Raw genomic sequence first — 25879 nt, 5'->3', positions numbered from 1 at the left:
TCAAGCAAAACGCCCACCAGAACAAAGTCTGGTGAACAGCTCACCCAACAGCACGATAGATCATTCCACTTGTCCGAAGGCCGAAACCTTCAAAGAACCGTCGGTGATACTGGCCAAAACCACCATCACCCCGCCCCACAACTTGACAAACCATCCGGCCCGCCGTCGTGGGAGGCGCTGTATAGGCGCACACAAAAACGGATGCAACAGGTTTTTTGAAAAATTTACGCCAGACCCAGCGCGCGCAATTCAGCCATCAGATGTTCGGGGAGCGCCTCGCCCCCTTCCCCACCGGCCAGATCGGCCGGTGCTTCTTCCGGTTTCAGATAGCGCCAGCCCTGGAAGGGCCGCTTGGGCATGGAGAGGGTTTCCACCAGTTCCGGATCCATCAGCATCCGGCAATAGGCCGTACCATCCACATCCTGCACCTCATCAAAACCGATGAAGCGCTGGCGGCACTGGATGAAGCCCTTCACCACCCAATAGATGCAGCCACCATCCAGCAGTTCGGCCATACGGGTGGGCGCGCGTTTGGTATAGGTCGGCACCACCGGCCGACCCTGCCATTGTATCTGGTGATCCTGGCGCCAGTCGCGCATGGATTGCAGACTGTCGGCCCCGACGGCCAGACGAAGCAGATGAATAGTCATGAAATCAGGCAGCCTTGGGAAAGGCGGGCTGCACACCCGCCGATGAGTTCCGATCAGGCTGCTGATATGGCGCGGGGCTCAGGCCCCGGCAAGCGCATTCATGGAGCGGCAGCGGCCTTCAAAATCCGCCGAAAGGAATTCCGGCTTCTTGAACAGCCCCCGCAGCCATGCCGCCAGCATACAGAGCTCTTCCAGCTTCAGCACTTCATCAAGCGTGCCGCTGGGGAAGCGGACCTCGAAACTTTCCGAGATGATCTCCAACACCTCTTCCACCTGCTCAATGGAGAGGCCGCAATCGGTCTCCAACGCGGCAGTGCGGGTCAGAATTTTCTCATCCACCCCATATTCATCGCGGATCAACTTCACGATCCAACGGAACATGTGCATCCAGTTCGACACGCCCTCAATGGACCGGCTCAACGCTGCCCCCGTCGCTTTCTCGACACGCTTGCGCGTGACACAGGAAATCGGCCCGGCAGGGTGCCGGGCCGACGAACACTCGCACTATCGCCCCAAAGGGTTAATCTTTTTTTGCTGCGCCTGCATATTTCAACCATGCTGACCAGAAGGATGGGGTGGGTTGCGGTCGGTCTCCCGATAAAGCTGCACCAGCTCGTCCACCGCACCGCTGGGGACACCCAGCGATTCCAAGGCCCCACGCGCCAGGGTCAGGCTGCTTTCAAAGGTTTCCGGCACCACGGCGATCACCCCCATGGCGAGGAGATTGCTGGCATGTTCCCGGTCGCGTGCCCGGGCAAAGAGCCGCAGATGTGGCCAATGATCCCGAAAAGCCGCCACGGTGCGGGCGGCAGCCAGCGGATCATCCAGGGTGATGATCGCCGCCAGCGCATGGTCGGCCCCCATCTGTTTCAGCAATTCATGACGCGCCGTATCGCCATAATGCACCGGCAGCCCTTCGCGCCGCTTCTCCCGCACCAGATCGGGATTGAGGTCGAGGGCCACCACCGGCACCTGCTGGCGGGCCATCAGGGCCGCCACGGTCTGGCCGACGCGGCCGAATCCGGCAATCAGCACATGCGGTTCGCCCAAGGCCTCCGGCACCGGCCCTTCAACGCTGGGCGAAACCCAGCGCACCAGCCGGTCCGACAGCGCCGGCAGGAAGGGGGTGACGGCAATGGAGAGACCGACCGTAGCCACCAGGGCCTGCGACAGTTCCCCATCCAGCAGTTTTTGTTCTGCCGCCGTGGCAATCACCACGAAAGCGAACTCCCCCACCTCACCCAGCAACAGGCCGGAGCGGATCGCCACCTCCCGCGTGGCACCGAAGGCCAGGGCGAGGCCGCCGGCGATCAATGCCTTGGTGAGGATCAGGCCGAACACGCCCAAGACAATCCAGCCGATCTTGTCGGCGATGGCCGCCGCATCAATGCCAAGCCCGACGGAGAGGAAGAACAGCCCCAGCAGCAGCCCCTTGAAGGGCTGCATATCGGTTTCGGCCTGATGGCGAAACTCCGTCCCCGCCAGCACCAGCCCGGCCAGAAAGGCGCCCAGCGCCATGGACAGGCCGCCGAGCCCGGTGGCCCAGCCCGTGCCCAGCACGATCAACAGGGAGGTGGCGGTGAAAAGTTCGGTGCTGCGGGTCACGGCCACCATGCGCAACAGCCGCCCCATGGTGAAACGGCCCACCAGCAGGATGACCACGACGGCAAGCGCCGCCTTGCCGAGCGCCAACGCCATGGCCAGCGGAATCGACTGATCCGGCGGCCCCGCCAGCACGGCGGCGAACAGCAGCAGCGGCACCACCGCCAGATCCTGGAACAGCAGCACGGCAAAGGTGGTGCGGCCGGTGGGCGATGCCACCTCCCCCCGCTCGATCAGCAACTGCACCACCACCGCCGTGGAGGACAGTGCCATGCCACCCCCCAGCAGAATCGCCGTTGCGGGCGACAGGCCCAAGGCGGCCGCCACCGTCGCCACCACGCCCCCGGTGATGAGAAATTGCGCCGTGCCCAGGCCGAACACCCACCGGCCCAGGGCACGCAGGCGATCAACCGATAATTCCAGCCCGATCAGGAACAGCAGGAAGACCACGCCCAGCTCTGCCACCGCGCGGATCGGCTCAACCTCCCGCACCACGCCGAACCCTGTCGGCCCCAGCACCAGCCCCGCCCCCAGATAGCCCAGAACAGGGCTGATTCGCAGCCGATGAAGGAGTAGGATGCAGATAACCGCCACGGCAAGGAACAGCAGCCCTTCATCCATCATGGGCACGCCATGGGCAGCCGGCTCTGCGGCATGGTTCGCCGTTTCCGCGATGTCCAACGCTTGTCCTCCCCGGGTGACCTCTGGTTGGAACATCCCTAGCAGGGAGTCGTTGCATTTCCGAGAGATTTGAAAGGTCTGAAAACAAGTTTCCCCATGAGCGGTTACGTCTTCCCAACCGGAAACCGGCGCTCTCAAGCCCGCTTCCGACATGAAGCCAGGAGGAACGACACATGGAAAAGCCTGAGATGCAGAAGACCGCCGATGCCGAGCGGCTGGCGGAAAGCGAATGGCGACAGGCGGATAAGGCCCGACTGACCGCCGCCCGCCACCCGTCCGCACGCGCCGTCAGCCCCAAGGGGGATGAGGCGACGCTGCGGGCCGTGGAATGGGCCAAGGCCCGACCGACCGACCATCTGCACCGCAAAGGGTTTGTGGGCAGCGAGCAAGAACGGCCGCACAAACCTTAAAATTGTTATTTTTGATTGAGATTCACCCTTTAATTACGCCGTCGGACATATTACCATTCACTCCTCTTTTGGTAGAGGGTGATATGTCCGGCGATCTTTTTCGTATTATCGATATCGGCCTGGGATTGATCCTGATCTATATGTCGCTCAGCGTCGTCGTCACCGCGATGACGGAGACGATTGCCGGGCTGTTGAAACTGCGTGCCTCCACCCTGGAACGCGGGGTGATCTGGCTGTTGCAGGGCAGCAAGGGTGATCCAGCGGCAGCGGTGTCAACCCCGCCTTCTTCCTTGAGCGACATTGCGGGCAAGGTGATGGCCCATCCGCTGATCAATGGCAGTGCCAGCGGCGGGGCCGCCGCCAGCATTCCGCCGCGGATTTTCGCCCTCACCCTGCTGGATGTGCTGCATCAGACCGACAATGCCGCCAGTGCCATGGCACAATCCGCCAAGGCCCCGTCGGAGCCGGGTTTCAGCTTTGCGGATGCGCGGCAAACCATCACCAAGCTGCCGGATGGACCGTTGAAGAACAACCTGCTGCTGGTGCTGGCCGATGCGGAACGGCGCGCGGTGGCCTTGGAGGATGCGCTGGCCCAATGGTACGATCAGGGCATGGCGCGGGTCAGCGAATGGTATCGCAAACGCATCCAGCGCATCACCCTGGTGCTGGGTATCCTGGTGGCGGTGGTGGTCAATGCCAACACCATCCATATTGCCGAGGTGCTGTGGCAGGATGATATTGCCCGCCAGGTGACACTGAGTGCCGCCTTGCAGGCTGGCAAGGACGCCGCCCCCGGCAGTGGTTGCACAATGGTGACCCAGCCGCAGGGCAATGGTCCGGGGGGACAGCCACAGGATGACGCGGCGGTGGCGGCAGCGATCCGTTGCCAGACGAGTGCTGCCATGCAGGCCTTCCGCGATGTTGGGGCGTTACCCATCGGCTGGGGACAGGATATTGAGGATATCGGCCGGCAGAAAGGTTGGGTGACCCTGATCCTGGGCTGGCTGATCACCGGCTTTGCCCTGCAGATGGGGGCGCCCTTCTGGTTCGATCTGCTGCAAAAGCTGATGAAAATGCGCAGTACCCTGTCGGCAACGGGCTTCCTGGCCCAGGGCGGGGCGCAGCCGGGAAGTACCGCCGCCGCCCCGGCTCAACAGGCGCAGAACAACAGCACGGCCCCGGCAACGAACGGCTGATCCCGGCCCTGCCCCGGATCAGCCCTCCGTGTCGGCCGGCCCCGGCTTGCGCTGCTTCTTGCGGCCGGACAGGGCCGCCAGGATGCCGTGGAAGGTGCGAACCTCCTGTTCGGTCATGGCGCAGCGCTGCAGGGTATTGCGCACATTGCGGATCATGGAGGGGCGCTTGTCCGGGTGGGTGTAGAAACCCGTCAGGTCCAGTTCCCCTTCCAGATGTTCGAACAGATTCTGCATTTCCGCCTTGGTGGCGGGGCGGCTGGCACCGGTATGAAGATAGCGGTCTTCCACTTCCTGCCCGGCGATCCACCATTCATAGGCCACCAGCAACACCGCCTGGCCCAGATTGAGGGAGGAGAAGCCGGGATTGAGCGGGATGGAAATCAGCGTGTCGGTGAGTGTGATATCATCATTCACCAGCCCGGTGCGCTCCGGCCCGAACATCAGGCCGATCTTGCGGCCGGCATCCCAATGGGCGCGCATTTCCGCCGCCGCTTCGCGCGCTGTCACCACCGGCTTGACCAGATCGCGGACACGGGCGGCGGTGGAATAGACCTTGTGCAGATCGGCAATCGCCGCCTCTGTGCTGTCAAACAGCTTCACATTATCCAGCACCAGCGTGGCACCAGCCGACGCCGACACCGCCTTCTCATTCGGCCAACCGTCACGCGGGTTGACCAGACGCAGATCGGTCAGCCCGCAATTCAGCATGGCGCGGGCGCAGGCGCCGATATTTTCCCCCATCTGCGGCTGGATGAGGATGACGGCAGGCCCTTCACCATCGGCCTGCGTCTTGGATAACAGCTTCTTGTTCGTACCGCTGGACATGGAACCCGCAACCTTAACGCCAAAGTGTCAAGGTGGCGGCCCCTGTCAGGCCGCCACCACAGGCTTGTCGATAGCGGCACCGGACCGGTAGAGGCAATAGGTAATGCTGTCCGACAGCGCATTGAAGCTGGCATCGATGACGTTTGCCGAGACGCCGACCGTCACCCAGCGCTGCCCATGGCGATCCGCCGTTTCGATCAGCACCCGCGTCACCGCCTTGCTGCCATCCTGGGCCGAAAGGATGCGCACCTTGTAATCGACCAGCCGCATCCCCTCCAGCGCCGGATAGACGGGGATCAGGGCCTTGCGCAACGCCTGATCCAGCGCGTTGACGGGGCCATTGCCCTCTGCCACCGTCATCACCGGCTGGCCGTCACCGCTGGCCGACGGCACCTCCACCTTGGTGGTGGCTTCCGAGAGGGTCACCAGATCGCCCTTGGAATTCCAGCGCCGTTCATCCAGTACGCGGAAGGCGGCGAGGCGGAAATAATCCGGCACTTCGCCCAGCGCCCGGCGGGCCAGCAGTTCAAAGCTCGCCTCCGCCCCGTCATAGGCGTAGCCTTCAAACTCCCGCCGTTTCACCAGATCAACCAGCTGGCCGATCCGTTCATCCTTGGGGTCAACCTCCACCCCCACCTCCCGCAGGCGGGCCAGGATGTTGGAGCGGCCGGCCTGATCGGAGACCAGCACATGGCGGCGGTTGCCGACCAGCGACGGGTCGACATGCTCATAGGAACTGGGGTCTTTCTCCACGGCGGAGACATGCAGGCCGCCCTTATGGGCAAAGGCGCTTTCACCGACATAGGCGGCGTGGCGGTTGGGCGTGCGGTTCAGCCGTTCATCCAGCATCCGGCTGACATGGACCAGCCGGGCCAGACCGTCGCGGCCCACACCGGTATCGAACCCCATCTTCACCGTCAGCGTGGGGATCAGGGAGAGAAGGTTGGCATTGCCGCAGCGCTCGCCCAACCCGTTCAACGTGCCCTGGATCATCCGCGCCCCGGCCCGCACGGCGGCCAAGGAATTGGCCACGGCGTTTTCCGTGTCATTATGGGTGTGGATGCCGATATGGCTGCCGGGGATCACGCTGGCCACACGGGCAACGATCTGTTCCACCTCATCCGGCAGGGTGCCGCCATTGGTGTCGCACAGCACCACCCAGCGGGCACCCGCCTCATAGGCGGCCTGCACGCATTGCAGCGCATAGTCGGGATTGGCCTTGTAGCCATCAAAAAAATGTTCGGCATCGAACAGGGGTTCACGGCCGCGGGCCTTGATCTCCCGGATGCTGTCGGCGATCAGGGTCAGATTCTCATCGCGCGGAATACCCAACGCGACATCGACATGGAAATCCCAGCTTTTGCCGACGATGCAGACGGCTGCCGCCGGGCTGTCCAACAGCGCCGACAGGCCCGGATCGTTGGACGCGCTGCGGCCCGGCCGGCGCGTCATGCCGAACGCGGTGAAGGTGGCGCGGCCCAGCTTCGGCGGTTCGGCAAAAAAGGCATCGTCGGTGGGGTTGGCACCGGGCCAGCCGCCTTCGACATAATCAACGCCCAGCGCGTCCAGCTCCTGCGCGATGGCAATCTTGTCCGCCACAGTGAAATCCACGCCCGAGGTCTGGGCGCCATCGCGCAGGGTGGTATCGTAGAGATAGACGCGGTTCGTTTCGTTCATATTACAAGGCCAAATAGAAATGACATTGCCGAACATGGCAAATCCGCGCCGACGGATCAATGGTTATGCGTGCATAGCCATTGGTCGGCGACGTCGTTTGGCCTAGATAGGGGCGCAGGTGAGCATCTTGGGCTTCAGCGGCGGCACCCCTTGACCGCCGGGGGATGGATGGACGTGACGAACATGCTGGAATGGCGCATCAGCGACCAGCCGGTGGAATATCCGGACGCGTTGGCCTTTATGGAAGCGCGGGTGGCCGACATCCGCGCCGGGACCGCGCCGGAATGCGTCTGGCTGCTGGAACATCCCCCACTTTACACCGCCGGCACCTCCGCGAAGGCCGCCGACCTGCTGACGGCGCAGTTCCCCGTCTATGATGCCGGGCGCGGCGGGCAATATACTTATCACGGGCCGGGCCAGCGCATTGGCTATGTCATGCTGGATGTGGCGGCGCGCGGCGGCGACCTGCATGATTTTGTCTGGCGGCTGGAAGAATGGCTGATCCGCACCCTGGCCCAGTTCGCCGTGAAGGGCGAACGCCGCTGCGGCCGGGTGGGCGTGTGGATCGACATGGCACCCTATGGCCGGCCGGGGCAGGAAGCCAAGATCGCCGCCCTGGGCGTGCGAATCCGGCGGGGGGTCAGCTTCCATGGCGTCTCCTTGAATGTGGAGCCGGACCTGAACCATTTTGGCGGCATCGTGCCCTGCGGCATCAAGGAACATGGCGTCACCTCCCTGGCCGATCTGGGCCACATCGTCACCCTGGATGAGGTGGACATGGCCATGCAAGCCGCCTTTCTGGATGTGTTCGGGCCGGATGCGGTGGCGCGGGAGGCCTGCGCCGTGACGGAGAATGCCGATGGATAAGCACCGTTCCATCACCGCCATCGTGCTTTACGCCGTCGGCGGGGCGGCCATCCTGGTCTCCATGTTCATGCTGGTGGCCCCGACGGCAGAAACCTATGGGCCGGCCCTGGTCGGCCTGCTGCTGGGGGTGGCGCTGTCTGGCTTGGGCCGCGCCTGCCAGCATTTGTCCCGCATCCGGGCCCTGCTGGAGGGACGGGTTTAAACCTTGCGCCCCGGTGGGGTACGGGGCGGCGGCTCCCCATAGGCCTTGGCCGCCGCTTCCGGCTTTTTCAGGTTTTCCATCAACTTCATAGCGAATTTCCCGCCATCATTGCGGCCGCGCAGGAAGGACGTCACCACGTCGCGCGCCGCTTCCTTGTCATAGGGCACATGCCCGGGCGGCAAGGTGCGGGCGGCTTCCGCCGCCTGGGCAGCCTTCTCCGCTCGTTCCAGCACATCGGGATCAATGCGGCGGCGGATGGCCCGCATCTGGCGCAGCAATTCGGCCTTCGGGTCGGCGGACATGGGGCGGCTCTCTTCCTGGCAAGCTCCCCCTTAAGATGGCGCAGCCGTACCGCTACGCAAGACATATTGAAATCTTCTCCCCTATCGGTTGATATCTTACCCATTAACCTTGCTATGGGGGTCGTTCATGCGCACGGGTTGCAGGATTCTGATTTTGGCCGGGGCTTTGGCCGCAACCGGTCCGGCCCTGGCACAGAGCACATGGCAGGAAGCGAACAAGGCATCCGCCGCCCTGCAGCAGGAGGGCAAGCTGGATCAGGCGCTGACAATGGCCTGGAAAGCCGCAGAGCTTTACGAGCAGAACCCCAATTACAAGCCCACCAGCCACGCGCAGCTGTTGTTGAATGCCATGGACATGGCGGAAAGCATCAGCAATGAAAAGGAACTGGCGGCGGCACGGCAGGCATTGACGGCCCTGAAACGCCATATCGGGGAAGAGGATGCCCTGACCATCCAGTTCCAGCAGCGGCTGGGCCAGGCGCATTACGGGGTTGGCCAGTTCCAGGACGGCGCCAGTGCCTATGAACGGGTGCTGTATCTGACCGAACGAAATTTCGGTGGCGAGTCGCCACAATATCTGGATGCATTGCTGGAATATGCCAGCATTTCCAAAACCACGCGGGAACTGGTGCAGACACGCAAGCTGCTGGACCGGGCCTCGGCCATCACCGCCAAATTGCCGCCGGCCCATCCGCAACGGCTGCGCACTGATTTTCAGCAGGCCATCCTGACCCTGGAAGCCAACCGGCGTGAAGAAGCGGAAACCATGTTCCGCGCCATCGTGGAAACGGGTGAAGCGGTGGCCGATGCCCAGCAACGGGCCGCACTCGGCCCCCTGCTGCTTCATGCCTATGGCAAGCTGGTCTATATCGCCGATAAGCAGGGCGATGCGGCTAAGGTCGATGCCTGGGTGGAGAAGACGCGCGCGGTACCGCTGGAAAGCAAAGAACCGTTTCCCCTGGTGCGTGTGGCCCCTGATCTGGGCATTTCAGGCGACATTCACCTGACCGGTACGGCCAAGGCGGTGTTCAAAATCTCCACCGCCGACGGCCGGGTGAAGCAGATCGACATCGTGGAAAAGTCCGGCAACCCACAATTTGCCGACCGGGTAAAGGCTGCCCTGAAAGAGTGGCGCTACCGCCCCAGCGCCCCGGCCGGTGCTGCGGGGGAGCTGGTGGAAATTCAACAGAGCTTCGGCTACCGCTTTGATAATGAGGGGCCGGAACTGGGCACCCGCCTGAAACGGCGGGTGTAATCCTGCGCCGGCAAAATCCGGCAGGAAAGAGAAACTTGAAATTTACTCCCCAATCGGTTGTCATGGATGGGGCACTGTTTTCTTCGCGGGTATGGGAATGCAGAAAAAGATAATTCTAGCCATGATCGGGGCCCTGTTTGTCTGCCCCCTTTCCGCTTCAGCACAAAGCAGCTGGCAAGAAGCCAATAAGGCATCCGCCAAGTTGATTGATGAAGGAAAGCTTTCAGAAGCCTATGAAATGGCCTGGAAAGCCGCTGAGCTTTACGAGCAGAACCCCAATTATCGGGCAGAAAACCACGCCCAGCTGTTGATCAACGCCATCGACTTGGCGGCTGATTGGGACAAAAGCCAGTCACCGGGGGCAGCCCGGCGGGCTCTGGCGGATTTCCGCCGCCGCGCGGGCGAGAAAGATCCCCTGGTGATCCAGTTTCAGGAACGTCTGGCCAAAGCCTATTATGATGTCGGCCGCTTCACCGATGGGGAAGATGCATTCGATCAGGTTCTGGTGCTGACGGCCAATCTGTATGGCGACAAGTCACCACAATATATGATGGCGCTGCTGAGCTATGCGCGAACATCCAAAGGAACCCGCAACATCGTCCGTACACGGGAATTGTTGAATAAAGCATCGGAAATCGCCGCAGTACTTCCTGTCAATCACCCGGTCCGGCTCAGTATTGATATCCAACATGCACAATTGACCCTGGATGATGAACGCTATGAAGAAGCGAGGCAGATGTTCCAGGGGATTATTGATCAGTCCCGCACCAACACGGATCCGCGCAGCCAGAAAGACATTACCAGCGTCATTCTCAGCGCCTATGGCAAGCTGATCTATATCGCACACAAACAAGGGGATAACGCGCAGGAAGATGCGCTGGTGGAAAAGACGCGCGAAATCCCGTTCGAGGAAGAGTTGTTCCCCCTGTTCCGCTCAGCACCCGACACGGATTTCTCTGCCGGTGTGCAGCTGAGCGGCAAGGTCCGGGCCGTGTTCAAGGTGTCCACCGCCGACGGCAAGGTGAAGCAGATTGAGATTGCCGAACAGAAGGGTAATCCGCAATTCGCCGAACGGGTGAAGAAGGCGCTGCTGGAATGGCGTTTCAAGCCCAGCGCGCCGGCCGGCACTGCCGGCACGCTGGTCGAGATGGAAGAGAGCTTTGATTACCAGTTCCAGAATGACAAGCCGGATACCGGTACCCGGCTAAAGCGCCGCATCTGATCATGGCGGGTGACGGGTTGGATGGGCCGGACATCCCCCCACCCAACCCGTCACACGATCAATCCGCGTCCCCTGTCATCGGCAGCACGGGCGCCACGTTCCAGATCTCCGTCGCATAATCCATGATGGTGCGGTCGGAGGAGAACCAGCCCATGCCGGCCGTGTTCAAGATGGCCTTGGCCGTCCATTCATCCTGACTGCGGTACAGCTCCGCCGCCGTTGCGTGGGTGTTGCAGTAATCCTCGAAATCCGCCGTGACCAGGAAATGGTCGCCATTCAGCAGGCTGTCGACAATGGGCTGGAAACGGCGCGGATCGTCGGGGGAGAAGATGCCGGAACCGATCATGTCCAGCGCCCGTTTCAGGCGCGGGTTGGTGGCCACCACCTGGCGCGGGTCAAAGGCACCGCCCTGGCGCAGCTCCTGCACCTCCGCCGCATTCATGCCGAAGATGAAGATATTCTCCGCCCCGACATGATCGCGCATTTCCACATTGGCCCCGTCCAGGGTGCCGATGGTCAGCGCCCCATTCAGCGCCAGCTTCATATTGCCGGTGCCTGATGCCTCCATCCCCGCCGTGGAAATCTGTTCGGACAGGTCGGCCGCCGGCATGATCAGTTCGGCCTGGGTGACATTGTAATTGGGCAGCATCACCAGCCGCAGCCGCCCCTTCACCACCGGGTCCTGGTTGATCACCCGGGCAATGTCATTGGCCAGTTTGATGATCAGCTTGGCCTGGGTATAGGCGGGGGCCGCCTTGCCGGCCAGAATCTTGGTGACGGGCACGAACTCCCGGGTGGGGTTGTCGCGGATGTCATTATACAGCGCCACCGTCTGCAACAGGTTCAGCAACTGGCGCTTATATTCGTGGATGCGCTTCACCTGCACGTCGAACAGGCTGTCAATGTCGATATCCACCTTCAGGTGGCGGGTGATATAGGCGGCCAGCCGCTTCTTGTTCTGCCGCTTGGCGCGGCGGAATTCCTCCCGGAAGACGGGATCGTCCGCCCGCTCCCGCAGGGCGCCCAACTGTTCCAGATCCATTACCCAACCGGCACCGATGCGGCTGGTGATCAGGGCCGACAGGGCGGGATTGGCCTGCAACAGCCAGCGGCGCGGGGTGATGCCGTTGGTCTTGTTGGTGATACGGTCGGGGAATTCGCGGTGGAAATCGGCAAACACCGTCTTGCGCATCAGGTCGGTATGCAGGGCCGAGACACCATTGACCTTGTGGCTGCCCAGAAAGGCCAGATTGCCCATGCGCACCCGCCGGTCGCCATTTTCATCAATCAGCGAGAGGCGCTGGATGGTGCTGATATCGGCATGGGACTTTATCTGGTTCAAGAACCGGGCATTGATCTCATAAATGATCTGCATATGGCGGGGCAGCACCCGTTCCAGCAGCCGCACCGGCCAGGATTCCAGCGCCTCCGGCAGCAGGGTGTGGTTGGTATAGCTGAAGGTGCGACGGGTGACGTCCCAGGCATGTTCCCATTCCAGCCCATGCTGATCGATCAGCAGCCGCATCAGCTCGGCAATGCCGATGGCGGGATGGGTGTCGTTCAACTGGATCGCCGCCTTGTCGGGCAGGCTGTCAAAATCGCGGTGATGCTGCAGGTAACGGCGCAGGATGTCCTGGATGCTGGCGCTGGTGAAGAAATATTCCTGCTTCAGCCGCAACTCCCGCCCCACCTCCGTCGCGTCATTGGGGTAGAGCACGCGGGACAGATTCTCCGACAGAACCTTGCCTTCCACCGCCTTCAGATAATCGCCGTCATTGAAATCGCTGAAGCTGAAATCATGCGCGGCGCGGGCGGACCACAGGCGCAGCGTGTTGATCGTCTCCCCGCCATAGCCGACCACCGGCGTGTCGAACGCCATGGCGTGCACCATGTCGGTGCCGGTCCATTGGGCGCGCTCAATCCCGCGCCCATCGCGCACCCGCTCCACATGGCCATAGAAATGCACGGGGTACAGCACTTCCGGGCGGGCAAATTCCCACGGATTGCCAAAGCGCAGCCAGTTATCCGGCGTTTCCACCTGCCAGCCATGGTCGAATTCCTGCTCGAACAGGCCATACTCATAACGGATGCCATAGCCATAGCCGGGCAGGTTGCGGGTGGCCATGCTGTCCAGGAAACAGGCGGCCAGCCGGCCCAACCCGCCATTGCCCAGGGCTGGGTCCGGCTCCATCTCCAGCACCTCTTCCAGGCGCAGGCCCAGCCGGTCCAGCGCTTCGCGTGCCTCCTCCACCAGCCCCAGGTTGGAGAGGTTGTTAAGCAGCAGCCGCCCGATCAGGAACTCCATGGAGAAGTAGTAGATACGCTTGGCATCGGCGGCATAGACGGCGCGGGTTGTGTCCATCCAGCGATCCACCACCCGGTCCCGCACGGCCAGGGCGGCGCTGTTGAACCAGTCGCGCCGCGTGGCGGCGCGCGCATCCTTGCCGACGGAATAGACCAGCCATTCAACGAAGGATCGTTTCAGTGCATCGACATCCAATGCCTTGCGGCCGATCTCACGGGATTTGAAACGGGCATCCATAGGTAACTGTCTTTCCCATACCATCCGGCCGGCCGCGCCGGTCACGCTTCCCGACTTGGGGGAGAAGGGCATTTTCACTGTCTAATATTGATTTTGTGTCAACAATACGCAACGAAACGCTTTGTCACCCCTGTCGCAACCCCGCCGCGCCGGGGAAGTGGATGGCGCTGGCCGCCGCGCTGATATACCATATTCGACCGGGGTACCCCGGCTCAGACAAGGTGGGTAAACGGGCACGGAACATCCGGGCCGGGCATATGTTGTTGAACAGGCCGCTGATCGATGTGCAAGGCACGGCCGCTGGTGATTGTTTCGTTCCAGATATAGTGATGACATGAAACGGCTGACCATGAGCGATATCAACGCCTATATGGATGGCGCCCTTTCCCCGGCCCAGCGTCGGGAGGTGGAAGCCGCCCTGGCAGCCGACCCGGCCGCGGCCGAGCTGTTGAAGCGCTATCAGCGCAACACGGAAGCCCTGCATCAGCTTTATGATCCCGTATTGGAGGAGCCGGTGCCGGAGCAGATGTTGAGCCTGCTGCGCCGGCATAGCGGCCCGCGGCCCCATTGAAAGGGCGGCCGGCCGCCACAATATGGCCTTCCCTGCCGGCCATTGTTCCGGCCATGATGCGCCGCCCCTTCCCGTCCCCCACGCAACCGCCTTGATGAACCCCACCCCGCCGCGACGGAAACGGCCACCCCCGCGCCCCCAGGTGGTCCTGCTGGGACCGATCCTGCACGCGCGCGGCAGCGGTGGCGCCACCGGGTCGGCCGCGCGCTGGCGGGTGGCCGTCACCTTCCTGCTGGAGGGCGACCAGGAACCGCCGGACCTGCTGGTGGAAGGCGTGCTGCTGCCAGTGCCGCCGCGCTTCCTGTACGCCTGGGCCGACATGCCCCCGGTGGGGCCGGACCTGTCCGACGCCTATGCCCAGCCCTGCCCCAGCGGGCCGATGCAGCTCTGGCGCTATGATTTCGCCGTGCCACGCGGCTTGCAGGATGGCCATGCCGCCTATGGTTTCCAGGGGGATGAGCGGCGCTGGCGCTTCACCGTGCCCGGCACCGCCATGGCCCCGCGCATCGCCTATAATGCCTGCGGCGGTTGCGAGGATGAAAGCAGCATCCAGGCCGAAGGCCTGTCGCGCAACGCCATGTGGGGCCATCTGCTGGGCCGCCACCGGGCCAACCCGTTCCATCTGATGCTGATGGGCGGCGATCAGGTCTATGCTGACGGGTTATGGGAGCAGCTACCCGCCTTGAAGGAGGCCGCATCCCGCCCCCTGATGCGCCGGGTGGAGGTGAAAGAACCACCGGAGCTGGAGCGGGAACTGGATGCCTGGTATCTGGCAACCTATCGCCATGCCTGGAACCAGCCGGAAGCCGCCGCCATGCTGGCCAGCGTGCCGGGCCTGCGCATGTGGGACGATCACGATATCATCGATGGTTGGGGTTCACACCCCGAATCGCTGCTGCAAAGCCCCGTCTATCAGGCGATCTACCGCGCCGCCCGCCGCGCCTTCCGGCTGTTCCAGATCGGCATGACCGATGATGACCCGATTGAAACCCTGATGGCGCCGGAGCCGCCGGGCTTTACCCAGGGCATCATGGTCAATGGCATCGGCATTCTGGCGCCGGACCTGCGCAGCGAACGACGCCCCGATCAGGTCTTCTCCCTGCGCAGCCTGCGCCACCTGCCCCGCTGGCTGGAGCATTTTTCCGCCTGCGGGCATCTGCTGGTCATGTCCAGCGTGCCGCTGATCTTCACCTCCTTCGGGCTGCTGGAACGGGTGCTGAACCTGATTCCTGGTCGGCAGAAGATGGAAGATGATCTGCGCGACCAGTGGCGCAGCCCCGCCCATACACAGGAATGGCTGCAGGTGGTGGAAGCCCTGCTGGATTTCAGCCGCCGGCAGAACTGCAGCGTCACCATCCTGTCGGGGGAGGTGCATCTGGGGGCCTATGGCCGCATCGACAGCGGCGATGTCACCCTGCGCCAATGTGTCAGTTCCGGCATCGTGCATCCGGCGCCGCACGGGCTGGCCGTGGATATGATGGAACGGATGGCCGCCAAGCCGGAGAAGCTGCGCGGCGGCCTGCACCTGACCATGGAGCCGATGCCCGGCCGGGAAAAACGCCTGCTGACAGTGCGCAACTGGCTGTCGCTGACCGGCACGGATGAGGGTGGCCTGCTGGCCGAATGGCATGGCGAAGGCATGGCCGCCCCCATGGCACTGTCGATTCCGCTGCGACAGCGGGATTAACCCCCGCCAATATAATATAAAACCCTGCCCCCCGTGCCGCGCACTTGCCTGCAACCGGCCCCGCGCTATAGTCCGCGCCAACCGACCCAGCCCCGTTTCCAGACCCCGAGGCAGCGCCCCATGGCGACCCATCCGCATGATATCGACGGCCGCGCCGAGACTTTCAGCCACCGGCACCTGCTGGGCATCCAGGGGCTGACGGCACCGGAAATCAACCTGCTGCTGGATCTGGCCGACCGCTATGTCGAACAGAATCGCGCCGGGGCCAAGTCCGACCTGCTGGCCGGGCGCACTGTCGTCAACCTGTTCTTCGAAAACTCCACCCGCACCCGCACCAGTTTCGAACTGGCGGCCCGCCGGCTGGGGGCCGACTGCATCAACATGTCCGTCGATGGCAGCTCGGTGAAGAAGGGGGAGACGCTGATCGACACGGCGATGACCCTGAACGCCATGCATCTGGATGCGCTGGTGGTTCGCCACCAGGAATCGGGCGCGCCGAAGCTGCTGGCCGACAAGGTGAATTGCGCGGTGCTGAATGCCGGCGACGGCCAGCATGAACACCCGACCCAGGCCCTGCTGGATGCGCTGACCATCCGCCGCCGCCTGGGCACGCTGAAGGGCCTGACTGTCGCCATCTGCGGCGATATCCTGCACAGCCGCGTCGCCCGCTCCAACATCCAGCTGCTCAACATCATGGGCGCCAACGTGCGCGTGGTGGCCCCGCCCACCCTGCTGCCGAGCGCCATCGGGGAGTTGAGCGTGGAAGTGCATCATTCGATGAAGACCGGCCTGAAGGATGCCGACATCGTTATGATGCTGCGTCTGCAACTGGAACGGATGCAGGGCCAGTTCGTGCCCAGCCAGCGGGAATATTTCCGCTTCTTCGGCCTGGATTATGAGAAGCTGGCCGTGGCCAAGCCCGGCGCCCTGATCATGCATCCCGGCCCGATGAACCGCGGGGTGGAGATCGACAGTCTGGTGGCCGACGATATCCACCGCTCCGTCATCTTACAGCAGGTGGAACTGGGCGTCGCCGTGCGCATGGCCTGCCTGGATCTGCTGGTGCGCCACAAGGGGTGAGCCCAGCCGCCGCCCTGTTCCGCCCCCATCGCCCTTTCCCGCCCGCCGGCCCGGACACGCCCCCATGACCCAGCGCACCGCCTATCTGAATGCCCGCCTGATCGATCCCGCCACCGGCCTGGATGCCGTTGGCGGCCTTCTGGTGGAAGGCACCCGCATCAAGGATTTCGGCCCCGGCCTGTTCGCCAATGGCGTGCCGGAGGGGGTGACGGCGGTGGATTGCACGGGCCTTTGCCTTGCCCCCGGTCTGGTGGACCTGCGCGCCGCTGTCGGCGAACCGGGGTTTGAGCATAATGAGACGATCCTGACCGCCAGCCGCAGTGCGGCGGCCGGCGGTATCACCGCCCTGGCGGCCCTGCCCAACACCGATCCGGTGATCGATGATGTGGCGGGGATTGAGTTCATCGCTCGCCGGGCGCGGGAAACCAAGCTGGTGAAGATTTTCGCCTATGGTGCCCTGACGCGGGAAAATGCCGGCAAGGAGCTGGCGGAGATCGGGTTATTGATGGAGGCTGGGGCTATCGGCTTCACCGATGGCGGCCCCATCGCTGACCCTGCCCTGATGCGCCGCGCGCTTTCCTATGCCAGCACCTTCGGCCAGACCATTTTCCAGCATCCGAGCGAGCCGCGTCTGGCCGGGGGCGTGATGAATGCCGGGGAGATCGCCACCAAGCTAGGCCTGGCCGGCATCCCGCCCATGGCTGAGGTGATCATGCTGGAACGTGATCTGCGGCTGGTGGAAATGACCGGCGGGCGTTACCACGCCGCCAATATCTCCACCGCCGAATCGGTCAATGTCATCCGCCGGGCCAAGGCCCGCGGGCTGTCCATCACCTGCGACACCGCCCCGCCCTATTTCTCCCTGACGGAAATGGATGTCGGCGATTACCGCACCTTCTTCAAGCTGAAGCCGCCCCTGCGCAGCGAAACGGATCGCAGCGCCATTGTGGAAGGGCTGGCCGATGGCACCATCGACGCCATCACGTCGGACCACCAGCCGCATGATCAGGACAGCAAGCGCGTGCCCTTCGCCCAGGCGGCCTTTGGCGCGGTCGGGTTTGAAACCTTGCTGCCGCTGGTGCTGGACCTGCATCATAAGGGCCAGGTGCCGCTGGCCCGCGCGCTGGCCGCCGTCACCCATATCCCCGCCGACATTCTGGGCCTGACGCATCTGGGCCGGCTGACCCGGGGCGGGGCTGCCGATCTGGTGTTGTTCGATCTGGACCGGCCTTGGCGGATCGAGGCGGAGAAGCTGGCGTCGAAATCGAAGAATAGCTGTTTCGACAAGCGCCCGGTTCAGGGCATGGTGATGCGCACCATCGTGGATGGGCGCAGCGTGTTCACCCGCGCCGCCTGACCCGCCCCGCCCAACGGCAAGAACAAAAAGGATCGGCGCCATCATGGTTGAACCGGCAACCGCTTCCCTGGCCTGGGGCCTGCTGATCGCCGCTTTTGCCGGCGGCTATTTCCTGGGCTCCATCCCGTTCGGGCTGGTGCTGACCCGGCTGGCGGGCTATGGCGATATCCGCAAGATCGGCAGCGGCAATATCGGTGCCACCAATGTGCTACGCACCGGCAACAAGCCGCTGGCAGCATTGACCCTGATCCTGGATAGCGGCAAGGGCGGCATCGCCACCCTGCTGGCACTCTATTTCGGCGGGGTGGAAGCGGCGGTGGCCGCCGCTGCCGGCTCCATGCTGGGCCACAGCTTCCCGGTCTGGCTGGGCTTCAAGGGTGGCAAGGGGGTTGCCACCGCCCTGGGCGTGCTGCTGGCCATTGCCTGGCCGGTGGGGCTGTCCGCCTGCGGCACCTGGCTGCTGGCCGCTTTCGCCTTCCGTATCTCCTCGCTTTCCGCCCTGATTGCCATCGGGCTCAGCCCGGTGGTCGCCTGGTTCCTGGCCGGGCCGGCGGTGGCGGGCCTGTGCGTCTTCATCGCCCTGCTGGTCTTCATCCGGCACAAGGAAAACATCGCCCGGCTGCTGAAGGGCACGGAACCGAAGATCGGAGCGAAGAAGAAGGAGACGGCGGCCTAAGCCGCCGCCGCCAACGCCGCCCTTGTCGACACCGTCAGGGGCGATGGCAACGCATCCAAGGCGAACCAGCCCCAATCGGCCAGCGCGTCTGGCTCCATCACCCGCGGTTCACCCGCAACAATCCGGGCACGGTGGACAGGGTTGATCCAGTGGCTGGGCGCCTCCCGGTCGATCTGGTCAACAACGCAGAGCAGCCCGGTCAGCGCGATCTGCACGCCCAGTTCCTCGGCAATTTCCCGCACCACGGTGTCCGCCACCTTTTCCAGGAAATCCACCTTGCCGCCCGGCAGGCCCCAATGGTCAGCCTCCGGGTTACGGCGCCGCTTGACCAGCAGCAACCGCCCTTGCCCGTCCTGAATAAAGGCACCACAGCCGACACGTGGGGTCATTTCCGGCACACCGTAATCTGTATCTTGATCGTTTTGTATCTGGAACAAGCGGCTTCAGCAAGCTGAAGCCTGACGACACTTGCAACTCATGCTTGCTCTATATACACCCCTTAATGGTACAGCATTTCGCTACGGAAACCCTGCACAGGAAGGTGGAAACGATGGACTTCTATCTCGGACAAATCTGCTATTTCGCCTACACGCGGTCGTTCGATGGTTGGTTGCCCTGTGACGGTCGGCTTCTGAATATCATGCAATATCAAGCACTTTACTCTCTTTTGGGCAACGCCTATGGCGGTGATGGGCGTACAACATTCGCCCTCCCGGATCTGCGGGGGCGCGTCGCTGTCGGCATCAACCAGCAGGCACTGCCAGACCGCATTCCGGCGACGCGGCAGGGTGCAACCGGCGGCAGCACCAACATTAACATTCCCGCTTCCAGCCATGTGGTGACGGCAGCAGCACCTGCACAGGATGGTGAAACGGTAACGGCGCAGACCAGCGCATCTGAAACCATCCCCCTGCCACCGCCGCCTTACGCCGGTGTAGGCGCTTTCATCTGCATAAACGGCATTTACCCGAACTTCGATTGATGCCGCTGGGCCGCCCATGCTACGGGCGGCCCACCCCCGTTTCTGGCCCATAGCTTGCACAGCAATTTCGTTAGAGCGGATCGCGGAAAAGCGGGATCGCTTTGAAGCGTGAATCCGCTCGCTGAACAAGGGCATAGACCCGGATGCGTTTACAGTTAAACGCATCCGGGTCTAATATTGGATGCTTCAAGATGGGGAAGCACAATGGGCAAGGAAGCGATAACGCAGGCCCTTGTCGGCCAGGAAAGCGGGGAGGTGAAAGCCCTGCTGGAAAGCAGCGAACTGATCCTGCGCGGTGCCATAAAACGGCGCTTCCCAAAATCCGCTATTGCTGATGTGCGCGTCACTGAAACCGGTTTGGCCTTCTCCTGCGCTGGGGAGATTGTGGTACTGGCGCTTGGCGTGCCGGCTGCCACCGCCTGGGCAAAGGCGATTGCCAGGGAACCGCCCAGCCTGAAAGCCAAACTGGGGCTGGCGGATGGGGCAACCGCCATTGTCCTGGGATCGGTTGAAGATACAGCCCTTGTCACTGCCCTGGAAGGGTGCCGGACGGACAGCGCCGCCGCTGCCAACATGATCATTGCCTGCATCACCTGTGCCGATGATCTGGCAATGGCGCGGGGGATGGCGGCGGGCCGTCCCATCTGGGCCATTTACGCCAAGGGTGGTAAGGCCCCCTTTGGCGATGCCGCCATTCGTGCCGAGATGCGCGCCAATGGCTTCAAAGATACCAAATCCTGCGCCGTCTCCGACTTGCTGACGGCGACCCGCTATAACCGGGCAACCCCTGAATAGCATCGCCAAGCGAGTTATCGGTCGTCAGGAAATTTGGAAACCCAGACATACACGCATTTATGGGAGACAAACATGAGTGACAGTTTCATTGGCGAGACACGCTACATCGCCGGTACGGTCATCCCTGAGGGCTGGTTGAAATGTGACGGCGCCATATTGCCGGTCAAAAAATATGAAGCGCTGTTTATGGTCATCGGCTGGAAATATGGCGGCACCCCCGGCAGTGGCGAGAACACCACCTTCGCCCTGCCCAACCTGATGCAAACCCCTGAAGCCCGCAGCGGCATGACCCCGATCATCGCCTACAAGGGAATGTTCCCGCAGCAGCGGTAACCCTCACCGGATGGGCACGGTGGTCCGCTTGGCCACCGTGCGCAGGGTGAAGCTGGAGCGCACGCGCGCCACCCCCGGCAGGCGGGTCAGCGTCTGGGTGTGCAGCCGTTCATAATCGCTGCCATCGGCCACCATGACGCGCAGCATGTAATCGCTGTCACCGGCCATCAGATAGCATTCCATCACTTCCGGACTTTCCATCACCTTGGCCTCAAACGCGCGCAGATCCTGATCCTGCTGCCGGTCCAGGGTGATCTGTACAAAGACCGAGGTGCCGCGCCCCAGCGCCGCCGGGCTGACCAGCCCGACATAGCCTTCGATCACCCCATCATCTTCCAGCCGTTTCAGCCGCCGGTGACAGGCTGATGGCGACAATCCAACCTTGTCCGCCAGATCGGCCACACTGATCCGGCCATCGGCCTGAACATGGGTGAGAATCTTGACATCAATGGCATCCAGATCAGCTGGCCGCATATTCCACCGCGAATGAATGGTTTCATGCACGAAACGTCGAAATGAGGCCATGACGCAAGCCCTCTTTGCAAGGACATTCACCGGCCTTCAGGCGTATCGTTTCTGCACATCCGAACAGGGAGAACAAACATGCTCATCGGTGTGCCGAAAGAGATTAAAAATCACGAATATCGCGTCGGCCTGATCCCCGGTAACGTGCGCCAGCTGGTGGTGCATGGCCATCAGGTGATCGTGCAGAAGAATGCCGGTGCGGCCATCGGCCTGACCGACGATCTGTATATCGCCGCCGGTGCCACCATCATCGATACGGCCGAGGAAATTTTCGCCCGCGCCGACATGATCGTGAAGGTGAAGGAACCGCAGCCGGTGGAATGCAAGCTGCTGCGCCCCGGCCAGGTGCTGTTCACCTATCTGCATCTGGCCCCCGATCCGGAGCAGGCCAAGCTGTTGCAGGAATCGGGCGCCATCTGCATTGCCTATGAAACTGTGACCGACCGCAATGGCGGCCTGCCCCTGCTGGCGCCGATGTCGGAAGTGGCCGGGCGCATGTCCATCCAGGCCGGCGCCCATTGCCTGGAAAAATCCTATGGCGGCATCGGCATCCTGCTGGGGGGCGTGCCCGGCACCCCGCCGGCCAAGGTTGCCATCATCGGTGGCGGCGTGGTCGGCACCAATGCCGCCCGCATGGCCATGGGCCTGGAAGCCCATGTCACCGTGCTGGACAAGTCGCTGGACCGGTTGCGCCAGTTGGACCAGCAGTTCGGCCGCCGCCTGAACACCGTTTATGCCAATGTCGACACCATCGAACAGGCCGTGCTGGAAGCCGATCTGGTGATCGGCGCCGTGCTGGTGCCGGGCGCCGAAGCCCCGAAGGTGGTCAGCCGGGAACTGGTTGGCCGCATGAAGAAGGGTGCCGTGCTGGTGGACGTCGCCATCGACCAGGGCGGCTGCTTTGAAACCAGCCACGCCACCACCCATGCCGATCCCACCTATGTGGTGGATGGCGTGATCCACTATTGCGTGGCCAACATGCCGGGTGCGGTTGCCCGCACCTCCACCTTCGCGCTGAACAATGCCACCGCCCCCTTCGTGCTGGCCCTGGCCGACAAGGGCTGGGTGCAGGCGCTGAAGGATGACGTGCATCTGCGCAACGGCCTGAACGTGGCCAATGGCGAGTTGACCCATCCCGCCATCGCCCATCTGGGCAAGGTGATCAGCCCGGAAGCCGTCCTGGGTTGATCAGGACAGGGGCCGGCGCCAACCGCCGGCCCCTGGTTATCGCTGACAAGCGGGCGGAACCCGGGGAACATCACCCCCGAGTCCCGCCCGTTTTCATTCCGCCAGGGCCGGAACCACCGGACGCGGGCGGCCATCCTTGTCGATGGCGACGTAGGTGAAAACACCCTCCGTCACCTTGTAGGCGGTGCCATCCAGTTTGCGGACCCAGACATCGATGCGCACGCGGATGGAGGTGCGGCCCACCCGCTCCACCTCTGTATAGCAATTCACCTCGTCGCCGACGCTGACCGGGCGATGGAACTTCATCGCTTCCACGCCGACGGTTGCCACAGGTCCCCGCGCCAGCCGGACGGCGGGTGCCGACCCTGCCAGGTCCATCTGTGACATCACCCAGCCGCCGAAAACATCGCCATTGCCGTTCAAATCCTTCGGCATCGCGAAGGTACGCGAGGCGGGGGCGTCGCGGTCGAAATCGGGAACTCGCTCAGACATCTCTGCCCTCCCAGGGCAAGCTACAAAATATGGTGGCATATATCGTTCGGAGATACTGCATCTCCTTGAACCTTGGCGTTCCCCCTCCCTATAATGGGGCATGAGCGACCTTTTTCAGAATACCGCCGTCAAGCAGGACAGCTATTCCGCCCAGGACATCGAAGTTCTGGAGGGGCTGGAACCCGTGCGCCGCCGTCCCGGCATGTATATTGGCGGCACCGATGAACGCGCCCTGCACCATCTGGTGGCGGAGGTGCTGGACAACGCCATGGACGAAGCGGTGGCAGGCCATGCCAACCGCATCGAACTGGACCTTGCCGCCGATGGCACGGTAACGGTGCGCGACAATGGGCGCGGCATCCCCACCGATGAACATCCCAAATATCCCGGCAAGTCCGCGCTGGAGGTGATTTTCACCACCCTGCATTCGGGCGGCAAATTCTCCGGCAAGGTCTATGCCACCTCCGGCGGCCTGCATGGCGTGGGTTCCGCCGTGGTGAATGCCCTGTCCGATCGGCTGCATGTGGAGGTGGCGCGCGACCGTCAGCTTTGGGTGCAGAACTTCTCCCGCGGGGTACCGCTGGGGCCGCTGACCAGTGGCGGGGCGGTGCAGAATCGGCGCGGCACCACGGTCAGCTTCCACCCGGATGCGGAGATTTTCGGCGCCGATGCGCAGTTCAAGCCGGAACGGCTTTACCGGCTCTGCCGCTCCAAGGCCTATCTTTACCGTGGCGTGGAAATCCGCTGGAGCTGTGATGCCAGCCTGTTGCCGCCGGGCAGCGAGGTGCCGGCGGCAGAGGTGCTGCATTTCCCCAACGGCCTGCTGGATTATCTGACCGGCAGCCTGAAAGGCCGCGCCACTGTCACCCCCAACCCGTTCGCCGGTCAGGCGGAATTTCCCGGTGATGCCGGGCGGGTGGAATGGGCGGTGGCCTGGCCGGAAGATGATGAAGGTTTCAGCCACACCTATTGCAACACCATCCCCACGCCGCTGGGCGGCACGCATGAACAGGGCCTGCGCGGGGCGCTGATCCGCGCCATCAAGGGCTATGGCGACCTGCTGGGTAATAAGCGCGCCGCCACCATCACCGCCGATGATGTGATGGAAGGGGCGATGGTGCTGCTCTCCGTCTTTATCCGCGACCCGCATTTCCAGGGCCAGACCAAGGAACGGCTGGTGAATGCGGAGGCGCAGAAGCTGACCGATGCCGCCATCAAGGACCATTTCGACCATTGGCTTTCCGGCTCCCCCGATGCTGCCAAGGCCCTGATCGAACGGCTGATCGAAAAGGCGGATGAGCGGGCGCGCAAGAAGGCGCAGAAGGAGATGGCGCGCAAAACGCCAACCCGCCGCCTGCGCCTGCCCGGCAAGCTGGCCGATTGTTCGCGCCAGAGTGCCGAAGATACCGAGATTTTCATCGTCGAGGGTGATTCGGCCGGCGGTTCGGCCAAACAGGCCCGCTCGCGTGAAACCCAGGCCATTCTGCCCCTGCGCGGCAAGATCCTCAATGTGGCCTCGGCCAGCGTGGACAAGCTGCGCGGCAACCAGGAACTGGCCGATCTGGCCCAGGCGCTGGGCTGTGGCACCGGCAAGGATTTCAGCGTCGACAAGCTTCGCTACGAACGCGTCATCATCATGACCGACGCCGACGTGGACGGGGCGCACATTGCCTCCTTGTTGATGACCTTCTTCTATCGGGAAATGCCGGCCCTGATCCAGCAAGGGCATCTTTATCTGGCCCTGCCCCCGCTCTATCGCCTGTCCGGCGGCGGCAAGGTGCAGTATGCGCGTGACGACGCGCATAAGGACGAGCTGATGCGAAGCACCTTCAAGAATGTGAAGGGCAAGATCGAAATCAGCCGCTTCAAGGGCCTGGGCGAAATGCCGCCGGCCCAGTTGAAGGAAACCACCATGGACCCGAAAAAGCGCATGTTGCTGCGCGTGGTGGTGCCCGACCTGCGCGACCCGGAGCAGAAGGATGATGTGGAATCCACCAAATCCCTGGTGGAAAGCCTGATGGGCCGCAAGCCAGAGCTACGGTTCAAGTTCATCACTGAAAATGCGAAGTTTGCGCAGGATTTGGATGTTTGATGGGAACGGCGCGAGCAAATTGCTCGCGTTGTTTAAAGCAACTTATGCAGCGATAAATTCATGCGCTGATGCAAAATTCGCAGTATTTCTACGCCTGCATCTACGTTTCGGTAAATAACAATGTGCTGTTCGGCATTTATGGCCCGGACCCCCGCTGCCAGATCAGATAAGGGACGGCTTCCCAAAGCAAAGGGATTTTTACCGAGCCGATCAAAGACACGAAGAAAAGCGGCTTGATATTTTCGGCCCTGACCAAGGCCCCATTTAACAATGGTATATTCAATAATATCGACCAAATCCTGCGCCGCCAGTTCGGTCAGACGGTAGGACATGCGATTTTATCGGTCTTGGTTGTTTGTTGCCGCACGAGCCACTGCAACCTCAAACAATTCTTCCACCGTTCTGGTCGAAAAACGCCCCGCGTCCGCCGCATCGACCCCGGCCTGTATGATCGCGCGCAGGGCTTCATGCTCCACCCGCGCCAGTTCCGCAGATAGGGCATCATCCAGAATGGACGCGACAGGGCGCCCGGTCAGCGCCTGCAAGCGCTCCAGGGTGCGGGCTGTACGGTCATCAAGGTCGATATGGCCATCCATAAAGATACTATGGACCAGGCGGCCGCACCTGTCCACCGCTGCCCCCAAGCCGAAATGCCGTGCGCATGATGCAT

General features: G+C 62.8%; 28 protein-coding genes. 16 read left to right on the top strand and 12 right to left on the bottom strand.

All coding sequences use genetic code 11. The features are described from left to right. Positions 1-224: 224 nt before the first annotated feature. The 3 genes from PCJ49_RS16440 to PCJ49_RS16430 all read right to left on the bottom strand — a co-directional run bounded on the left by PCJ49_RS16440 (position 225) and on the right by PCJ49_RS16430 (position 2933). On the bottom strand, positions 225-650 hold the full coding sequence (locus PCJ49_RS16440; protein ID WP_269911874.1) for a DUF1489 domain-containing protein: 426 nt from the start codon (positions 648-650) through the stop codon (positions 225-227). A gap of 78 nt (positions 651-728) precedes the next feature. Beyond that, positions 729-1070, bottom strand: coding sequence for an acyl carrier protein (locus PCJ49_RS16435; protein ID WP_269911873.1), 342 nt, complete (start codon positions 1068-1070; stop codon positions 729-731). A gap of 129 nt (positions 1071-1199) precedes the next feature. Next, positions 1200-2933: a monovalent cation:proton antiporter-2 (CPA2) family protein gene (locus tag PCJ49_RS16430; protein WP_269911872.1), complete on the bottom strand. Its 1734-nt coding sequence runs from the start codon at positions 2931-2933 to the stop codon at positions 1200-1202. Positions 2934-3106: 173 nt separating this feature from the next. Here PCJ49_RS16430 and PCJ49_RS16425 point away from each other — a divergent pair, with 173 nt between their 5' ends. Together PCJ49_RS16425 and PCJ49_RS16420 are read left to right on the top strand one after the other, a co-directional pair. After that, positions 3107-3343 (top strand): hypothetical protein, encoded by a 237-nt coding sequence (locus PCJ49_RS16425; protein WP_269911871.1) that lies wholly within the window; start codon positions 3107-3109, stop codon positions 3341-3343. Positions 3344-3426: 83 nt separating this feature from the next. Continuing rightward, entirely contained in the window at positions 3427-4539 is a 1113-nt protein-coding gene (locus PCJ49_RS16420; protein WP_269911870.1) for a hypothetical protein, read from the top strand. Positions 4540-4557: 18 nt separating this feature from the next. Here the strand turns inward: PCJ49_RS16420 and PCJ49_RS16415 are convergent, their stop codons facing one another. Both PCJ49_RS16415 and cimA read right to left on the bottom strand, forming a co-directional pair. Beyond that, a complete protein-coding gene (locus PCJ49_RS16415) occupies positions 4558-5364 on the bottom strand; it encodes an RNA methyltransferase (RefSeq protein WP_269911869.1) in 807 nt (268 codons plus the stop codon). Between the two features lie 45 nt (positions 5365-5409). Further along, positions 5410-7041 (bottom strand): citramalate synthase, encoded by a 1632-nt coding sequence (gene cimA, locus PCJ49_RS16410; protein WP_269911868.1) that lies wholly within the window; start codon positions 7039-7041, stop codon positions 5410-5412. Positions 7042-7227: 186 nt separating this feature from the next. Here cimA and lipB point away from each other — a divergent pair, with 186 nt between their 5' ends. Together lipB and PCJ49_RS16400 are read left to right on the top strand one after the other, a co-directional pair. Next, positions 7228-7908: a lipoyl(octanoyl) transferase LipB gene (lipB, locus tag PCJ49_RS16405; RefSeq protein WP_269911881.1), complete on the top strand. Its 681-nt coding sequence runs from the start codon at positions 7228-7230 to the stop codon at positions 7906-7908. Next, positions 7901-8110, top strand: coding sequence for a hypothetical protein (locus PCJ49_RS16400; RefSeq protein WP_089290658.1), 210 nt, complete (start codon positions 7901-7903; stop codon positions 8108-8110). Before lipB ends, PCJ49_RS16400 begins: the two co-directional genes overlap by 8 nt. On the opposite strand, the gene PCJ49_RS16395 is transcribed toward PCJ49_RS16400, so the two are convergent. Further along, positions 8107-8412, bottom strand: coding sequence for a hypothetical protein (locus PCJ49_RS16395; RefSeq protein WP_269911867.1), 306 nt, complete (start codon positions 8410-8412; stop codon positions 8107-8109). The genes PCJ49_RS16400 and PCJ49_RS16395 overlap by 4 nt on opposite strands. 154 nt (positions 8413-8566) lie before the next feature. Here PCJ49_RS16395 and PCJ49_RS16390 point away from each other — a divergent pair, with 154 nt between their 5' ends. Both PCJ49_RS16390 and PCJ49_RS16385 read left to right on the top strand, forming a co-directional pair. Further along, a complete protein-coding gene (locus PCJ49_RS16390) occupies positions 8567-9667 on the top strand; it encodes an energy transducer TonB (protein ID WP_269911866.1) in 1101 nt (366 codons plus the stop codon). 238 nt (positions 9668-9905) lie between these two features. Then, positions 9906-10889: an energy transducer TonB gene (locus PCJ49_RS16385; protein ID WP_269911865.1), complete on the top strand. Its 984-nt coding sequence runs from the start codon at positions 9906-9908 to the stop codon at positions 10887-10889. Between the two features lie 58 nt (positions 10890-10947). On the opposite strand, the gene PCJ49_RS16380 is transcribed toward PCJ49_RS16385, so the two are convergent. Further along, on the bottom strand, positions 10948-13431 hold the full coding sequence (locus PCJ49_RS16380) for a glycogen/starch/alpha-glucan phosphorylase (RefSeq protein ID WP_269911864.1): 2484 nt from the start codon (positions 13429-13431) through the stop codon (positions 10948-10950). 349 nt (positions 13432-13780) lie between these two features. Here PCJ49_RS16380 and PCJ49_RS16375 point away from each other — a divergent pair, with 349 nt between their 5' ends. From PCJ49_RS16375 to plsY, 5 genes are all read left to right on the top strand, one after another. Next, positions 13781-14002, top strand: coding sequence for a zf-HC2 domain-containing protein (locus PCJ49_RS16375; protein ID WP_244559684.1), 222 nt, complete (start codon positions 13781-13783; stop codon positions 14000-14002). 94 nt (positions 14003-14096) lie between these two features. Next, positions 14097-15689: an alkaline phosphatase D family protein gene (locus PCJ49_RS16370; protein ID WP_269911863.1), complete on the top strand. Its 1593-nt coding sequence runs from the start codon at positions 14097-14099 to the stop codon at positions 15687-15689. 120 nt (positions 15690-15809) lie between these two features. Further along, positions 15810-16769 (top strand): aspartate carbamoyltransferase catalytic subunit, encoded by a 960-nt coding sequence (locus PCJ49_RS16365; protein ID WP_269911862.1) that lies wholly within the window; start codon positions 15810-15812, stop codon positions 16767-16769. Between the two features lie 64 nt (positions 16770-16833). Beyond that, positions 16834-18126: a dihydroorotase gene (gene pyrC / locus PCJ49_RS16360; RefSeq protein ID WP_269911861.1), complete on the top strand. Its 1293-nt coding sequence runs from the start codon at positions 16834-16836 to the stop codon at positions 18124-18126. Between the two features lie 43 nt (positions 18127-18169). Then, complete coding sequence (gene plsY / locus PCJ49_RS16355; RefSeq protein ID WP_269911860.1) at positions 18170-18802, top strand: glycerol-3-phosphate 1-O-acyltransferase PlsY; 633 nt, start codon at positions 18170-18172, stop codon at positions 18800-18802. Here plsY and PCJ49_RS16350 read toward each other — a convergent pair. Beyond that, entirely contained in the window at positions 18799-19191 is a 393-nt protein-coding gene (locus PCJ49_RS16350) for an NUDIX domain-containing protein (protein WP_269911859.1), read from the bottom strand. The two genes, plsY and PCJ49_RS16350, sit on opposite strands and share 4 nt — an antisense overlap. A 161-nt stretch (positions 19192-19352) precedes the next feature. On the opposite strand from PCJ49_RS16350, the gene PCJ49_RS16345 reads away from it, so the two are divergent. From PCJ49_RS16345 to PCJ49_RS16335, 3 genes are all read left to right on the top strand, one after another. Further along, positions 19353-19784: a tail fiber protein gene (locus PCJ49_RS16345; protein ID WP_269911858.1), complete on the top strand. Its 432-nt coding sequence runs from the start codon at positions 19353-19355 to the stop codon at positions 19782-19784. 204 nt (positions 19785-19988) lie between these two features. Further along, complete coding sequence (locus tag PCJ49_RS16340) at positions 19989-20579, top strand: hypothetical protein (RefSeq protein ID WP_269911857.1); 591 nt, start codon at positions 19989-19991, stop codon at positions 20577-20579. Positions 20580-20651: 72 nt separating this feature from the next. Continuing rightward, positions 20652-20912, top strand: a complete 261-nt coding sequence (locus PCJ49_RS16335; protein ID WP_269911856.1) for a phage tail protein — start codon at positions 20652-20654, stop codon at positions 20910-20912. Positions 20913-20915: 3 nt separating this feature from the next. Here PCJ49_RS16335 and PCJ49_RS16330 read toward each other — a convergent pair whose 3' ends face one another. After that, the gene (locus tag PCJ49_RS16330) at positions 20916-21386 is read right to left on the bottom strand and encodes an Lrp/AsnC family transcriptional regulator (RefSeq protein WP_089289897.1); all 471 of its coding nucleotides are present in this window, start codon (positions 21384-21386) and stop codon (positions 20916-20918) included. A 129-nt stretch (positions 21387-21515) separates the two neighbouring features. Here PCJ49_RS16330 and ald point away from each other — a divergent pair, with 129 nt between their 5' ends. After that, positions 21516-22625 carry an alanine dehydrogenase gene (ald, locus tag PCJ49_RS16325; protein WP_269911855.1) on the top strand — a complete coding sequence of 370 codons (1110 nt, stop codon included), beginning with the start codon at positions 21516-21518 and terminating at the stop codon, positions 22623-22625. 93 nt (positions 22626-22718) lie between these two features. On the opposite strand, the gene PCJ49_RS16320 is transcribed toward ald, so the two are convergent. After that, on the bottom strand, positions 22719-23117 hold the full coding sequence (locus PCJ49_RS16320; protein ID WP_269911854.1) for an acyl-CoA thioesterase: 399 nt from the start codon (positions 23115-23117) through the stop codon (positions 22719-22721). A 100-nt stretch (positions 23118-23217) separates the two neighbouring features. Here PCJ49_RS16320 and parE point away from each other — a divergent pair, with 100 nt between their 5' ends. Continuing rightward, on the top strand, positions 23218-25209 hold the full coding sequence (gene parE, locus PCJ49_RS16315; RefSeq protein ID WP_269911853.1) for a DNA topoisomerase IV subunit B: 1992 nt from the start codon (positions 23218-23220) through the stop codon (positions 25207-25209). A 32-nt stretch (positions 25210-25241) separates the two neighbouring features. On the opposite strand, the gene PCJ49_RS16310 is transcribed toward parE, so the two are convergent. Continuing rightward, a complete protein-coding gene (locus PCJ49_RS16310; protein ID WP_269911852.1) occupies positions 25242-25541 on the bottom strand; it encodes a type II toxin-antitoxin system RelE/ParE family toxin in 300 nt (99 codons plus the stop codon). Between the two features lie 6 nt (positions 25542-25547). Continuing rightward, positions 25548-25805, bottom strand: coding sequence for a hypothetical protein (locus tag PCJ49_RS16305; protein ID WP_269911851.1), 258 nt, complete (start codon positions 25803-25805; stop codon positions 25548-25550). Positions 25806-25879: the final 74 nt, after the last annotated feature.

It is taken from the genome of Niveispirillum sp. BGYR6 (assembly GCF_027568365.1).
In the GTDB taxonomy this organism is placed as follows: domain Bacteria; phylum Pseudomonadota; class Alphaproteobacteria; order Azospirillales; family Azospirillaceae; genus Niveispirillum.
This window is presented reverse-complemented; position numbering and strand designations above follow the sequence as displayed.